The sequence below is a fragment of the Pseudomonas fluorescens genome, assembly GCF_900215245.1.
In the GTDB taxonomy this organism is placed as follows: Bacteria; Pseudomonadota; Gammaproteobacteria; order Pseudomonadales; family Pseudomonadaceae; genus Aquipseudomonas; species Aquipseudomonas fluorescens.
Genome location: NZ_LT907842.1, coordinates 5,446,474 through 5,461,106 on the forward strand (window position 1 = coordinate 5,446,474; position 14,633 = coordinate 5,461,106).

At 56.6% G+C, this 14,633-nt stretch carries 10 protein-coding genes; 4 read left to right on the forward strand and 6 right to left on the reverse strand.

What is annotated here, in order from left to right; translation table 11 throughout:
- Nucleotides 1–76 precede the first annotated feature (76 nt).
- The gene (locus CPH89_RS25175; RefSeq protein WP_053256067.1) at nucleotides 77–1,468 is read right to left on the reverse strand and encodes an amidohydrolase family protein; all 1,392 of its coding nucleotides are present in this window, start codon (nucleotides 1,466–1,468) and stop codon (nucleotides 77–79) included.
- A gap of 145 nt (nucleotides 1,469–1,613) precedes the next feature.
- On the opposite strand from CPH89_RS25175, the gene CPH89_RS25180 reads away from it, so the two are divergent.
- Entirely contained in the window at nucleotides 1,614–2,519 is a 906-nt protein-coding gene (locus tag CPH89_RS25180; RefSeq protein ID WP_053256066.1) for a LysR family transcriptional regulator, read from the forward strand.
- A 134-nt stretch (nucleotides 2,520–2,653) separates the two neighbouring features.
- Here the strand turns inward: CPH89_RS25180 and CPH89_RS25185 are convergent, their stop codons facing one another.
- Nucleotides 2,654–4,435, reverse strand: a complete 1,782-nt coding sequence (locus CPH89_RS25185; RefSeq protein ID WP_053256517.1) for a sensor domain-containing phosphodiesterase — start codon at nucleotides 4,433–4,435, stop codon at nucleotides 2,654–2,656.
- A 250-nt stretch (nucleotides 4,436–4,685) separates the two neighbouring features.
- On the opposite strand from CPH89_RS25185, the gene CPH89_RS25190 reads away from it, so the two are divergent.
- Nucleotides 4,686–5,249 (forward strand): carboxymuconolactone decarboxylase family protein, encoded by a 564-nt coding sequence (locus CPH89_RS25190; protein ID WP_053256065.1) that lies wholly within the window; start codon nucleotides 4,686–4,688, stop codon nucleotides 5,247–5,249.
- Between the two features lie 418 nt (nucleotides 5,250–5,667).
- Nucleotides 5,668–7,803: a TonB-dependent siderophore receptor gene (locus CPH89_RS25195; RefSeq protein WP_053256064.1), complete on the forward strand. Its 2,136-nt coding sequence runs from the start codon at nucleotides 5,668–5,670 to the stop codon at nucleotides 7,801–7,803.
- Between the two features lie 114 nt (nucleotides 7,804–7,917).
- Here CPH89_RS25195 and CPH89_RS25200 read toward each other — a convergent pair whose 3' ends face one another.
- On the reverse strand, nucleotides 7,918–9,423 hold the full coding sequence (locus CPH89_RS25200) for a sensor domain-containing diguanylate cyclase (RefSeq protein ID WP_053256063.1): 1,506 nt from the start codon (nucleotides 9,421–9,423) through the stop codon (nucleotides 7,918–7,920).
- A 504-nt stretch (nucleotides 9,424–9,927) separates the two neighbouring features.
- On the opposite strand from CPH89_RS25200, the gene CPH89_RS25205 reads away from it, so the two are divergent.
- Nucleotides 9,928–11,241 carry a chloride channel protein gene (locus CPH89_RS25205; protein WP_053256062.1) on the forward strand — a complete coding sequence of 438 codons (1,314 nt, stop codon included), beginning with the start codon at nucleotides 9,928–9,930 and terminating at the stop codon, nucleotides 11,239–11,241.
- 65 nt (nucleotides 11,242–11,306) lie between these two features.
- Here the strand turns inward: CPH89_RS25205 and CPH89_RS25210 are convergent, their stop codons facing one another.
- Genes CPH89_RS25210 through CPH89_RS25220 form a run of 3 tightly spaced genes read right to left on the reverse strand, consistent with a single transcriptional unit; the run spans nucleotide 11,307 to nucleotide 14,262 of the window.
- Nucleotides 11,307–12,680, reverse strand: a complete 1,374-nt coding sequence (locus CPH89_RS25210) for an LLM class flavin-dependent oxidoreductase (RefSeq protein WP_053256061.1) — start codon at nucleotides 12,678–12,680, stop codon at nucleotides 11,307–11,309.
- Between the two features lie 35 nt (nucleotides 12,681–12,715).
- On the reverse strand, nucleotides 12,716–13,561 hold the full coding sequence (locus tag CPH89_RS25215) for an amino acid ABC transporter permease (RefSeq protein WP_053256060.1): 846 nt from the start codon (nucleotides 13,559–13,561) through the stop codon (nucleotides 12,716–12,718).
- Nucleotides 13,558–14,262 carry an ABC transporter substrate-binding protein gene (locus CPH89_RS25220; protein ID WP_256556250.1) on the reverse strand — a complete coding sequence of 235 codons (705 nt, stop codon included), beginning with the start codon at nucleotides 14,260–14,262 and terminating at the stop codon, nucleotides 13,558–13,560. The genes CPH89_RS25215 and CPH89_RS25220 overlap by 4 nt, the downstream gene beginning before the upstream one ends.
- Nucleotides 14,263–14,633: the final 371 nt, after the last annotated feature.

Sequence of the window (14,633 nt, forward strand, 5' to 3'; positions counted from 1 at the left end):
AGCATGCCCGTGTATAAGTTTTGTACAAGATATGCTGAAATATACCGACTGACAATGGGCACTTTTTTTTGCTGTGCTATGGCTGAGGATGCTCAAACGCCTCGGCAAACAGGTCAGGTCGATAGCCGGCTGCGGCAAATAGATGCTCACGGGATTCGTCGATCGCCGCACGCAGCCGCTCACGGTCCACGCCCAGTACGTTGCCGCCGCGTTTGACGATGCGACCGTCGATCATGACCGTGTCAACATTGCTGCGTTCGGCCGCGTGTACCACGGTGCCGAATGCGTTGCCCGACGGGTAAAGGTTTATGTCCTGGGTATTGATAAGAATCAGATCAGCCTGTTTGCCGGGGGTCAGGCTGCCGATTTCGTCCTGTAATCCTGCACAGGCTGCGCCGTCAGCCGTGGCGGCTTTGAGCAGGCTATGAGCCGGCAGGGTCACCAGATGATGCGCTGAACCGCAGCAACGCTGCGGGTGCATGCCCATGACGCGTTGCAGGTAAAATGCCACCCGCATTTCCATAAACATATCGCCGCTATAGGACGTTTCGTTATCGACGCTCAGTCCCGGGCGGATACCGTGACGCAGCGCGGCCTGCATGGCGAACATTCCATCCTCGATGCCATAGTGCGCATCGGAGCGCGGACATACGTTCACGCGCACACCCGCCTCGCGCAGGATTTGCCAACCTGCGTCCGGCAGTGCAGTGCAGTGGTTGAAAATGTTGTCCGGCCCGAGCAGTCCTTTGCGATGCAACCCTGCCAGCTCGGTTGCCATGTCTGCGCCAAAAAATTCGATGATGATCGGCAGGCCCAGCCGCCGGGCTTCAGCCCACAGTTCGGGTTCCAGTTGGGCCATCATGGCCAGCGAAACCAGGCTGTTGTCTGCATTTTTGAAATATTTCTGTTGCAGGCGTTCGAGGTTGCCGGGCCAGTGGGCTTTATCCCAGTCCCCGGAGACCGGCGCACCGCAGGCGTGAATCGAGCGAATACTTGCGTCAAGCAGCGCCTCGACAGCGGCATCGGAGTGCGCGCCGGTGCGGCTGTTATGGGAGTTATCAATCACGGTGGTGATGCCGGCGTCAATGCAGCCTAATGCGGTCAGCAGGTTGCCGATATACATGTCACCTGGGCGATAGAATTTGGCGAACGAGTAGTGCGTGGCGTTGCAGTAGTCCTCAAGCGTTTGCGCGTTCGGATTAATCCGGCGCAGTTGCCCCTCCCAGGCATGGCGATGCGTATCCACCATGCCTGGCATGGCAATCATGCCGGATGCGTCGATAACAACGGCGTCGTCGACCTCAATGTGTGCCTTGATCGATGTGATTGTGCTGCCTTCGATAAGGATATCGCCGCGGGCCAGGTTGCCTGTTTCACTGTCCATGCTGAGCACAGTGGCGCCGCGGATAAGGGTGCGGGCGGCTGGCGAGGCGGGCGGCGCGACGATGTTTCGGGTATATCCAGTCATCTTCTGCTCTCCGTTTGAGTGGGGTGAACAGACGGTACGGAAAGTGATACTCCCGACAAAGACGGTTAAACTGTTTTAATTATTCAGCAAATACGAACAATACTGGCCGTTCGGCTGCTGCTGTCTTGGTTTATGGAAAAAGAATATGGACCGCATCCAGGCAATGCAGGTTTTCGTCCGTGTGGCAGAGGCGGGGAGCTTTATTCACGCGGCGCAAACGCTGTCGTTGCCGGCCTCTACGGTCACCAGCAGCATTAAGGGTCTTGAAAAATATCTGCAGGTGCGCCTGCTGAACAGAACCACGCGGCGGGTCAGCCTGACACCTGAGGGCGCACGGTATCTGGCGCAATGCCGGGAAATCCTCGAACTGATCGAGCAGACCGAGGCCAGCCTGACGGAGTCCGCAAATCGGCCGCAGGGGCGATTGCGGGTGGATATGCCCGCAGGCATTGCGCATTTTATCGTCATGCCAAAGCTGAAAGACTTTTACACGCGGTACCCGGATATCTACCTGATGATAGGCGTCAACGATCGGCAGGTTGATCTGATTCAGGAGAACGTGGATTGCGTGATTCGGACCGGGCAGCTCAATGACTCCACGCTTGTTGCACGCCCGCTCGGCCAGTTCCGCTGGGTGACGTGTGCGTCTGCGGCCTATCTGCAAGATAACGGCATTCCGCAGACTCCGGACGACTTGTCACATCACCGGGCGATTCATTATTTCTCGGGAAACGCCAGGCGAACCGGTGAAATGTGCTTCGGCACCGGCACTGAACAAATGTCAGTCCCGGTCAGCGGCGCTGCGGCCGTTAATGAGACAGGGCTCTACATAAAAATGTGCCTTGAAGGTTTCGGCCTGGTGCAGCTCGCCGAGAGAGTGGTCTCAGAGCATCTGCGGGAAGGGCGGCTGATCGAAGTCCTGGCAGACTGGCAACCCGCGTCCGTGCCGGTGACCTTGCTCTATCCGCATCAGCGTTTTCTCTCACCGGCAGTGCGAGCATTTGCTGACTGGGTGACCGAACTGATCCGCGACGGCAACTCGGCAAGTTGAGTGCAGCGGATGGGGCACAGGTGGATAAAGCCGCACGGCCAAACATATAAGACCTTGACCTACGTGGACCCGGAAGGTGTTGCTGAGCCGGTTGCCTCGGCGGAGGATACCCGTCGAGGCAACCGGCAGTCATTCTACTGGCACCGACCTTCTTCGCTTGCTTGTCCTATCCAGGCTTCCAAGGCCTTGGCGCTCATAGGCTTGGCTATCAAGTAGCCCTGTGCTTCGGAACATCCCCACTGTATTAACAGGTCGAGGATTTCCTGGTTTTCTACCCCTTCTGCAACCACCTGGTAGCCGAGCCCCTTGGCCAGCCCGATGAGGGTTTTAACCAGTTGCTTGTCATTCTGATTGCTGCCCAACCCGCTGATCAGCGACTGGTCAAGCTTGACGGTATTGGCCGGGAGTTCTTTCAAATAAGCCCAGTTGCTGTAGCCGGTACCAAAGTCATCAACCGCTACCTCTACGCCAAACTGACGCACGCGCTCCAACTGCCGGATGACTTCGTCAGGGTCGGTCATGAGCATACTTTCGGTAAACTCAAGTTCAAAGCTGGCGGGGTCCAGGCCGTATTGTTGAATTTCATGAATCATCGCATCGACGAATTCGGCGTTTTCAAGATCGCTGACGGTAATGTTCATCGCAATACGCAGGTGCACGCCTTGCGCTTTCCAACTAATCGCTTGCTGGATGATTGCGTTGAGCACCCACAGTCCCACGGAGGGTATGAGTGCGGTTTTTTCAGCCAGGGGGATAAATTCAGCCGGGCTGATGGGGCCCAGTAACGGGTGCGTCCAACGTAATAGTGCTTCGACTGAGTGACACTGCCCTGAGGGCAGTTTGACTTTGGGCTGGTACACCAGGCTGAACTGTTTATCGGCGCTGACCGCTTCCGGCAACGAACTCAACAACATGAACGCGCGTTGTTGAGCCGCATCAAAATGGGGTTCATAGAGCGACCATCCCAGCTTACGGTCACGGGCCTCATCCGCCGCACTGACCACCAGGCGCAGCCAGTCTTGCTGGAGCACAGCGCTGTGAATCGGCAGAACGCCAATCCCCACTTGCATGAGAATGGGGATGGCGTGGCACTCGACAGGCTTTTTGAAGTCCTTGAGGATGCTTTCACAAATGTGCTCGGCCGTCTGATCCTCCTCAAGCAGGAAACCAAACCGCGTCGGGCTTATTTTATAAAGTAGGCACTGTGGCGGTAACAGTTTTTGTAGACGCGCTTTGATTGCCAGGATCAAGTCTGCGGCAAAACTGTAGCCCAGCGCCTTTACGATATCGTTGAGGAACTTTGGCGAGACGATATCAACGGCATACACCTGGCACGCGCTGTCAGCCTTTAGCGCCTGGCGTATATCTTCCTCAAGGCGCAGTCGATTAAACAGCCCCGTGGGTTGGTCGACAAAGTTTCGAGAGCGCATGCCGCGTATGCGCATCATCACCAGTTCAGCGAAACCTTTGAGCATCTCGCTATCACGCTCACTCATCGCAGGGCGTGAGACCGTATCAATGATGCACAGGCTTCCCAGCGTAAACCCCTCTTCGGTAATCAGTGGAGTACCCGCGTAATAGCGAATATACGGAGGCCCCGTGACCAGGGCATTGTCCGCAAAGCGCGGATCAAGCGTTGCGTCCAATACCTCCAACGGGGTGTTGTCCAGCGTCGAGTAAGCGCAGAAGGACACTTCCCGTGATGTCTGGGCTTCTTCAAGCCCTACGCGCGCTTTGAACCATTGCTGATGCTTATCAACGATCGAAATCAGCGCTATGGGGGCGTTGTAGTAAGCAGAAGCCATCTCGACGATTTTATCGAAGACAGCATCGTAATCGCTGTCAGTTGGACAAAATTTTTCGACCTCTTTAAGCCGTTCAATTTCATCCGGCGGAATAGGAGCGCCTTGGCCCATGACAATCCTCGGAATACCTGTGGTCATATACACCGTATCAGACAGTGCCATCATTATGATGTTGTTTTTTTCTATCCTCGGATAGATGAACGGTAGGCAGGCGTGCAGCCACCCATCGACCACACGGATCACTCCATGGACTGCTTTATCTTGTGACCCGGCCTGCGATAAAGGTACTTTTTACACGCCTAGCGCTTTAAGACACCGGGTGGAGCAGGGCTCCGACGTGAATAAATAAGGAGTATGAGATATGCCCATTCAATCGCGCCTCAGCCCACTGTCTGAAGCACACATGGATGAAGCACAGAGAACCGTCCTCAGACAGATCATCAGCGGCCCACGAGGCAACCTTGACGGCCCGTTTTTAGCATGGATTCACAGCCCCGAGCTTGCCGATCATGCTCAACGGCTGGGAGCGTTTTGCCGATACGGCACGCGCCTGGAGCCTCGATTGACCGAGCTCGCTATTCTGCTCACTGCCGCTTGGTGGCAGTCCCAGGCGGAGTGGCAAATTCACGAACCCATTGCCCGTAGCGCGGGCGTGCCAGACAGCGTAATAGCGTCGCTCAAACAGCAGGTATTGCCCGAGTTCCAACGGGATGACGAGCGCATTGTGTATTGGCTTGGGAAGACCCTCTATGAATCTCGTCGTGTGGATGACGCCCTATACGCCGAAGCTGTTAGTTCGCTGGGCGAGCCAGCCGTTGTCGAGCTGATCGGGGTCTACGGGTACTACGCGTTAGTGGCGATGACGCTGAATGTTTTTGAGGTGCGTCGGGATGGCGATGTACCACTGCCATTTCCCGAATCCTAGCGGTCGCTTCGAGTGACGCGAATGGTGGGTATGAACCCGGTCGGGGGCTGACCGGAAAAAGCTCGGTTGTTGGAGTTATTTGGCGTGCGTGGCCCTTATTAAATCAGATTAATCTCGTGTATTTCTAGGCGTTCGAATATATGCGCGATCTGGATCTAGACATAGAGTTGTGCGGGGTAAAGGTGTCCTTTCGCGCCTTGGAGCCACATTGTCCAACGCGATAATCATCTGGAAAGAGGCCACGCTTTGGCTGGATATGGAACGCACAAAAGCATCGTTTTTTGACTGTTACATAGCAGATACTCGAAAAAGCACGAATGAGAATGAGTGGCAAATGGGAATCGCTGGTATATCATGCCTCGCGAAATTCCCGGCAGGTTGACTTTCCCGTCCGCTCATCCATCAGGTCAAAAAATCCATGCGTCGTACCCTGATTTCTCTCTGCGTGCTTCAGTCGTTTTCCACGTTTGCCTGGGCGCAGGTTGCGAGTACCGAAAATACCAGCCTTGAACTGCAAGCCATCAATGTCACGGGCGAATCAAACCCGGAGACGGCGCAAGGACCGGTCAAGGGGTATCGCGCCACACGCTCTGCCAGTGCGACGCGCACTGACACCTCAATTCATGAGACGCCTCAGTCCATCAGCGTCGTGCCCAAAGACGTGGTCGAGGACATCGGTGCGACTCGCTTGCAGGAGGCCCTGGACTATGCGGGCGGCGTCGGCCGCGCGAACAACTTCGGCGGCCAGGGACTTACCAGCTTTACGGTGCGAGGCTTTACCACAGCCGAGTTCTACCGCAACGGTTTTCCGATTAACCGTGGCTATCCAAGCATGCCGGACGCCAACAGCATTGAGCGCCTTGAAGTGCTTCGCGGACCGGCGACGATGCTCTATGGGCGTGGCGATCCCGGCGGTACCTTCAATGTGGTCTCCAAGCAGCCATTGCCTGAGCGCACGGTCACATTGGGTAGCCAGCTGGATGATCAAGGTATGAAGCGCGGCACCCTGGATGCCTCCGGCCCACTGGACGAGCAAGGGCGCCTGGCCTATCGCCTCAACGTGGTAGGCGAGGGCGGTGACACCTTCCGTGACCATGTCTCAACCGAACGCTATGGGGTAACGCCGGTACTGAGTTGGCAGGTCAATGACGACACCAAGGTGATTTTCGAAGGCGACTTCATGCGCAACAATCATCCGCTTGATCGAGGCCTGACTCGTTTCGCCAACCAACGCGGCACCGCGTCCCGCGACACCTTCTGGGGTGAAAAATACGCCGGTAACCTGCACAACGATAACAACATGGCTCAGTTGCGGTTCGAGCACATGCTCAACGACAACTGGAGCCTGGGCGGCGGTTTCCAGTGGTTGGACGGTACGATGAAGGGCAATGCGGTTGAGGCCAACGGCGCTACCAGCTTGAATGCCGATGGGCGAACGCTCCAGCGCAATTTCAACTACCGCAAGTTGGACTGGACCGACAAAGACTATCAACTGAACCTGACCGGGCACTTTTCCACGGGAGCCTTTGATCACACGTTGCTGACCGGTGTCGAGTACGAAGTGTATGACTACTCGTCGATCATCCAACGCTCCAGCGGCGCGGCGGGGGCTTTTCCAATCGACATCTTCAACCCGGTCTATGGCCAGCCACGTCCGGCGCTGACGCGTACGCCTACCCACGACAAAGAAAACCTCAAAACTTACGCGGCCTTCGTGCAGGATCAAGTGGCATTGACCGAGCGTTTAAAAGTACTCGCCGGTGCGCGTTTTGAACGCTTCGAGCACGCGTACGAATCCTACGTACCCGGCGTGAAAAACTGGAACGCCGCCGACAACGCCGTCACTCCGCGCGTGGGTGTGATGTATGACCTCACTGACACTGTCGCGATCTACGCGGATGCCGCACGCTCGTTCAAGCCCAACACGGGCGCCAGTCGCCAAGGCGGCGGGTTCGCGCCGGAGAAGGGCAAGTCCTACGAGGTGGGTGTGAAGTGGGAAGCGCTTGACCGGCAGTTGAGTGTCGATGCGGCGATCTATCAGATCGACAAGAGCAATGTCCAGGGCGTCGACCCCGTTGATTCAGCCTTCAATGTCGCGACAGGGCAGGTACGCAGTCGCGGCTTTGATCTGAACGTGGCCGGCAACCTGACGCCCGAGTGGCGGATGATCGGCGGCTATGGCTACGTGGATGCCGCAGTGACCAAAGACACCAAGGTGCGCACCGGCACGCGCCTGGCGAATATTCCGCGCAATAGCTTCAGCCTGCTCAACGTGTATGAATTTCAGGATGGCGCGCTCAAGGGATTGGGCCTCGGCGCAGGTGGAAAATACGTAGCCGAGCGTGCCGGGCAGACCGCCAACAGCACCTTCACGATGGGCGCTTACACCGTCGTCGACTTGCTCAGCTATTACAAAGTCAACGAAAAGGTCAGACTCAACCTCGACGTGAAGAACCTGTTCAACCGTGAGTACGAAGAAGGCTCGTTCCTGAACTTCTACGCTTACCCCGGTGAACCTCGTACGGTGCAAGTGGGCGTCACTTACACCCTATAGACGCAGCAATCCATCAGACCCTAGCGCTCCAGTATGGGGCGCTTGCCAGATGTTCACGCTCAGGGTTGGCGGCGTAACCTAAATCGGTGTCCAAGATAACGTGCCTTTCCACGACTACCAGCACCCATTCACAAACTGGTTACGTCCCTGCGCCTTAGCGTTGTACAAAGCCTGATCTGCTACCTCAATCAACCCTTGCAAATGCTCCAGTTGAGACCCTGTGGCTGTCGCAATGCCGATGCTCACACTTAGCCGTCCAAACGGGCTGGTGTGATGCGCAATATTTTCTTTCTTCAACAGGTCGAGAATGCGCTGTGCAACCGCTGTGGCGCCGTCACTGTCGGTGTCTGGCATGATGATGCCCATCTCCTCGCCGCCATAACGTGCGACCAGGTCTGACGGTCGCCTTAAACACGCCTCGAAAATTCTGCCAACCGTCTGCAGGCACGCGTCGCCTGCCACATGCCCGAACGAGTCGTTAAAGCGTTTGAAGTAGTCGATATCGATCATCAGCAAAGCCAGCGTCGTGCCCTCACGCTTTGCTCGCAGCGCCTCCATGGCGAGGCTCTCATCAAAACAGCGCCGGTTTGCCAAACCTGTCAAGGCATCCTTCATTGCCAGCAGTTCAAGCTGCCTGTTCGAGGAAAGCAACCGCTGCTGAGTTTCACGCAACTGATCCTCTGCCTCGGTTCGACGACGGATATCCAGGATCAAAAACCAGCCGATAATGCCGATAAGCCCCAGCAACCCCGAAACGACCACCGCCGAGAGCAGGGCCTCTGTTCGCCACGCGGCGAGGGCTTCGCGTTTACCGAGTGCCACTGTCGTGATCAGCGGCAGCCGGTCACTCTTGCGGAAGGCGTAGAGCCGCTCCACCCCGTCCAGGCTGGAGGTGAACGACGCGGTGCCGACTGACCGATCGACAAGGTACTTTGAATAGATCGGCGACGAGGAAAAGTTGCGCCCCATGTCCTGCTCGCGGAAGGGATAGCGAACCAGCAACGTACCGTCGGTGTGGGACAAGCCGATAGCACCCTCCTGTCCTACATCGATTTTTCCAAACAGCCGCAAGAAGTTTTCGATCCCCAAGGTGACTGACACGACCCCGGCAAATTCGCCGTCAGCACCATTAAACCGTCGGCTGATGGTCATCACCCACTCCCGATTAGAGCGGCTGATGATCGGCGGACCGATAAAGATCTCGGGGGATGGATCATCACGATGATGGATGAAGTAGGCTCGATCAGAGCTGTTCGCCCCGGCAGGAATCGGCCGGTTGGAGGACATTAACCAGTGCCCCTTATTATCGTAAATGGTGATACCGCTCAGCTGTGGCATCAGCGGCTCCTGGCGGCCTACCAACGCCCGCAGCCGCTGAATTTGCGCAGGTCCGCTGCCTTCGGTTTCCAGGCGTTCGACAAGCCCGAGCAACAACAGCGCGCTCTGGCGGACGATGCCTTCGGAATAAGTGGAGAGCGCCTGAGTAAGGTTCAAGCCATGGACGTTGACTTCCTCCAGTGCTCGATCTCGAGAGGCAAACACCTTCCAGACAGTCAATGACGCCAGGGAACAACCAATAACCAGCAGTAAAAGCACAACCAAGTGGGTATCACGCTTCACGTTACTACCTTATGGAAAGCACGGTTTCCATTACAGCGGATATCGGACCTGGGCGTTAGCAGCCGCCACTCGGCTTTGTATCGGCCAAGGATACAAGCAGTTATGGAACACTGCAGCAAGAGATCATGAGCGCGAAAAAGATTTTTTTCATCGCTTCATAGTGTTTAGAAGAGGGTGTTCAAACGGCTGGTAAAGAGGGGCACGCGTGTTAACACACGAGTAAGAATATGGGCACGTAACCGCGTTACCCCTGAGAACTAAAATGAGCCGTGCTATTTTGCCGCAGGCCTTGTTAAAGGGTTTTGCTCGGTATCATTATTGGTGGCCCTTCGTGGCCAAGGTCATACTCCGTGACGCGACGGCTCACCGCACACTAGAGCGTGTTGCGTCAGATATCGGCGCTTCTCAGGCAAGCGTTTTAGTGACATATCATTCAGCGCACGTTGTCGCCTGACCCTTGTTTTGACGTTGCATGCCATCGAACCTCAATGGGAATCTGCTCGGGTGATCAAACCGTTATTGTTGCTGCGCCGTCGCTTCGCCTCTATCCGCTGGCGTACTCGCATCACGCTCTGGGCCGCGGCCACCCTTGCGGGGCTGTTGGTGGTGATGTTCGCCCGCCTGGCCGACCTGGCACTGATGCAGTTTGCTCAGCAGACAACCGAGCGGCCTTGGTTGCCGTTTATCTACACGCCGTTGATCGGGATGCTGGTGGTCTGGCTGACCACGCGCTTTTTTACCGGGGCCCAGGGCAGTGGTATTCCCCAGGTGATCGCAGCCACACGGCTGGCCCACCAAGGCAAACCCGTCAATCATTTGCTGTCCTTGCGTCTTGCGTTCGCCAAGATAGGTCTTGGCACGCTGGCATTGACGGGGGGCTTTTCGGCAGGGCGCGAGGGCCCCTCGGTTCAAGTGGCCGCTTCGATCATGCACTTCTTTCACCGCTACCTGCCCAATGCGCGGATTATCCGCCCCGAGGACCTGATCCTGGCCGGAGGCGCCGCAGGCATTGCTGCCGCGTTCAACACACCCTTGGCCGGCGTGGCGTTTGCGGTAGAAGAGTTGGGGCGAAAGCTGGAGACCCGCACCAGTGGCGTGTTGCTCAGCACGATCATTCTGTCGGGGATGGTCGCGATCGCGTTACAGGGCAACTACAACTATTTCGGCCACTTTGACGTGCAAGCTGTCAGCCTCGATAGCGTCGTTCCTGCGCTGGCGTCCGGTATCGGTTGCGGCCTGCTGGGCGGGTTGTTCAGCCGCATGCTGCTGTGGCCACAACGGCATCAGCGATTCGTCCTCTGGGAGTGGCGCCGCTTGCACCCCGTCTGGTTCGCCGGTGGCTGTGGGCTGATTGTGGCCATACTCGGGTGGCTCAGTGGCGGCATGTCATTCGGCAGCGGTTACGGCATCACCTCGCAGCTTATTGTGACCGACATTGGCCTGCCATGGCATGCCCCGATCACGCGCTTTCTGGCCACCGTCGTGACCTATTTTTCCGGTATCCCCGGCGGTATCTTTGCGCCATCCCTGGCGGTAGGTGCTGCGGTGGGCGCGAATGCCGCCGACTTTTTTAACGTGGCGGCGCAACCGATGATTGCGCTCTGCATGGTCGGTTTCCTGGCCGCGGTAACCCAGTCGCCCATCACGTCCGCAATTATCGTCATGGAGATGATTGACAGCCATGGGATGGTGATCAGTCTCATGGCCGTTGCCCTGATTGCCAAAGCGGTCAGTGCTCGAATGGGGCCGGAGCTATATCAGCAGCTGGCACGCGGCTTTCTGCAAACGCCCGCCACTGCTCGGGCCGACAAGCATTAGGTTCTGGATCGCCACGATACTGCGGCTATGACCCTAGGGGGGACGAGTCGCCCCCTCTAAAGGTTTCAGTCGAAACGGAACGAGGCGCCATAAGCTGACGCGGGCAAATGGCTTGAACCGTCACGCCGTAACCGAGAGCGGAAGGTGCCGCTTTGCGGCTGGGTTCGGTAGAGGCCACGTTTTTGCAACTCTGGAATGACCAGCTCAACGAAATCTTCAAGACTGCCCGGGCTGAGCAGCGGATTGAGCATGTAGCCGCTGGTGCCAGAAATACGCGCGTGTTCCTCAATGCGTTCGGCTACCTGTTGTGGAGTACCCACAAGGATAAGGTCACTGCCTCGGGTTACATTGGCAAAGCGCTGTTTCACATCACCGGCGGTCAACGGTTTGCCACTGCCGTCAGGCCGCATCACGTAGGAGGTCATTCCTTCGGTGTGGGTCGAAAGCGCCTCACTGTCAGCGTAACGGCTGATATCGATACCGGTGTCGCCGGCGTAGCTCACCAATTGGGCCTGCAAGTGATAGTTGCTTTGCAGCTCATCATATTTGCGCTGAGCTTCGATCTCGCTCCTGGCGGTGACAATTCGCAGCACGGTTAAAGATTTCACGTCCTCAGCCTGCCGGCCGCGCGCCTGGGCTTGAGCCCAGATTTCTTCCAGCCCCTGACGAATTTCCAGAGGGCTGGATTTGGCGATGAAGATCAATTCAGCATGCTTGGCCGCGAATTGCCGTCCACGTCCTGACCAGCCGGCCTGGATCAGTAAAGGTGTGCGCTGGGGCGATGGAGAGGTCAGGTGCGGCCCGGCCACCCGGTAATGTTCGCCAACGTGGTTGATGGGTCGTACACGATCACCCCGCGCGTAGAGCTGGCGAGTCTTGTCGGCGACCACCGCGTCGTTGGCCCAACTGCCTTCCCAGAGCTTGTAGACCACATCCATAAACTCTTCAGCGCGCTCGTAGCGATCATCGTGCTTGATCATCTGCTCCAGGCCGAAGTTGCGGGCTGCGCTGGACAGGTATGAGGTAACGATGTTCCAGCCCACCCTGCCATTGGTGAGGTGATCCAGCGTACTGAAGCGTCGGGCGTGAGTAAAAGGATGCTCGTAGCTGGTGGTCACGGTGACCCCAAAGGCTAGGTTTTCTGTCACTGCCGCCAATGCCGGTATGATCATCAACGGGTCATTCGCCGGCGCTTCCACGGCCCATTTCATCGCCGCGTCAGCGTTGCCACCAAACACGTCGTAGAACCCCAGGACGTCCCCGAAAAACAACATGTCGAGGTGAGCCTGGTCTGCAATGCGCGCCAGGTTCGACCAGTAACCCAACGAGTTGATGGCCAGTCGTTCGTCAGCCGGGTGCGTCCAAAGACTTGGCGCACCGCCACAGCCCACACTGGCTTGCTCATAGAGCGCGAACAACAGAGGTCTTGGATCTGACATGGTGGTACCTGAAAAAGAGTAAGTGGAGGAGCGTGTCACCGCTGATTCTTGAAGCCTTTACCGTAGTGGCGTTCAAGTCTGTGCTGTATCAATTCAAGCCCTATGGACAACAGCCAGTAGATGACGGCGGCGGTGGTCAGCATTTCGATGTAGCGGTAAGAAGACCGCCCATAGGACTGCGCCAGGAACATCACCTCCCAGACGCCCATCACCGAAATCAGCGATGAGTCCTTCAGCATTGAAATGAACTGACTGGTTGTCGGGGGAATGATCGTGCGCATCGCTTGCGGCAGGATAATGTGCACGAAGGTCGCCGTTGGGCTAAGACCCAGAGCCATCGCCGCTTCGCGTTGTCCGGGGGCGACAGCCAGGATACCGGCGCGAAAAATCTCACTCAGATAGGCACCATAATTCAGCGAGAGCGCAATTATCCCCGCGCTGATCGCCCCGGGTACGACGCCCAACTGCGGCAAGCCCAAGTAGATCAGCAGAATCTGGATCAGCAGCGGCGTACCGCGAAAAAAAGACGCATAGAAGCTCGCGATACCGAACGCCACTGCGCTACGTGACAGGCGTGCAAGCGCGGTCATGAAGCCAAGAAGCAGCGACAGCCAGATCGAACAGAAGCACAGAAACAACGTCAGCGCGGCACCCTGCAAGAAGCCGTTAGGCCCCAAATGCAGGCCGACCAGATTTGGCCACTTCTCCAGAATGATCGAGAACTTCAGATCGAAGCTCATGAAAAACATCGCGCACACGCCGAACAAGCCTAACCACGTCAAATACAACCGAGTGCGAAAGCCAAAGAGCTGCCTCAATCGACGCGAATCGTTTGCGGATGCGATATTTACCTTGGCTGGGAGAGGGGGAAGGGCTGTCATTGGCTGATATCAGAGCCGATCCACTTTTGCGAAATCTTGCTCAGCGTGCCGTCGGCTTTAAGTTGAGTAATCACGTCGGTGACTTTGGCATTCCACTGAGGGTCGCCTTTTTCGATGGCGACTACGTTTGGTTCGGCGTACAGCGTATCGCCCGCAATTTTGAAGCGAGGGTCCTGAGCAATTCGCTCGCGGGCAGTAATGAGGTTGGTGACCATGGCATCAAGACGCACGCCAGTACCCAGCGCTAGATCCTGGAAAGCCACTGTCTCATTGTCGTAGGGCGCCACCTGAACATTATCGAATGGATAACTCAAAGGCTTGTCCTCGGCGCCCTCGATCACCAGGTTTTTGTTCAAGTAGGCTTCGTAAGTCGACGCACTGATCACGCCAACTTTTTTGCCGGACAAGTCTTTGCTCGCCCTGATGTCGTTGTCCTTGGCGTTCACCACGATCACCGCGGGCGACTGGTAATACTCGACGGGGAAATCGAACACTTCGGCGCGGGCCTTGCTCGGGGTCATCGAGCAGACGCAAATGTCATAGCGCCCGCTCCAGCGGCCAGCAGCAATCACATCCCAGGACGGTGTTTCCAATGTGAGCTTCACTCCAAGCCGTTGCGCAACAGCCTTGGCGACATCCACGTCAAAACCATCCAGTTGGTTCTGTTCATTGAGAAAAGAGAAGGGTGGATAGTTTTCCATCAAGACACCGGTCAGCTCGCCTTTTTGCGTCACGCGATCCAGAACGGGGCCTGCGAAAGCCGTTGAACACGTAGCGAGCAACGCCAAGCCAAACGGTAGAAATGCCGTAGTTTTCAAAGACAAATACCCCAATCAATTCAAAAATCTGAATAGATTAAAACGCACTATAAAACACGTTTGTACTTGTTTTATGGAATAAGAGGCTTGCTTAAGGCTATATCGTAGGGCGCCGGCGCACACACCTTCAGAACTCGAGTCTCAAGGACCATGCCGTCCGAGGCTTTTCAGCGGTCGCGACAGAGTGGCGAGCGTGCTCTATCTGGAAGGTTGATTTTAGGTGCGAAGCTCGAATAATAAGCAGCCCTGGGGCG

Excerpts from the sequence above, each read along its gene's own strand:
- CPH89_RS25175 (WP_053256067.1), bottom strand. The coding sequence starts at position 1,468 with ATGACTGGATATACCCGAAACATCGTCGCGCCGCCCGCCTCGCCAGCC.
- CPH89_RS25180 (WP_053256066.1), top strand. The coding sequence starts at position 1,614 with ATGGACCGCATCCAGGCAATGCAGGTTTTCGTCCGTGTGGCAGAGGCG.
- CPH89_RS25185 (WP_053256517.1), bottom strand. The coding sequence starts at position 4,435 with ATGGGCCAAGGCGCTCCTATTCCGCCGGATGAAATTGAACGGCTTAAA.
- CPH89_RS25190 (WP_053256065.1), top strand. The coding sequence starts at position 4,686 with ATGCCCATTCAATCGCGCCTCAGCCCACTGTCTGAAGCACACATGGAT.
- CPH89_RS25195 (WP_053256064.1), top strand. The coding sequence starts at position 5,668 with ATGCGTCGTACCCTGATTTCTCTCTGCGTGCTTCAGTCGTTTTCCACG.
- CPH89_RS25210 (WP_053256061.1), bottom strand. The coding sequence starts at position 12,680 with ATGTCAGATCCAAGACCTCTGTTGTTCGCGCTCTATGAGCAAGCCAGT.
- CPH89_RS25215 (WP_053256060.1), bottom strand. The coding sequence starts at position 13,561 with ATGACAGCCCTTCCCCCTCTCCCAGCCAAGGTAAATATCGCATCCGCA.
- CPH89_RS25220 (WP_256556250.1), bottom strand. The coding sequence starts at position 14,262 with ATGGAAAACTATCCACCCTTCTCTTTTCTCAATGAACAGAACCAACTG.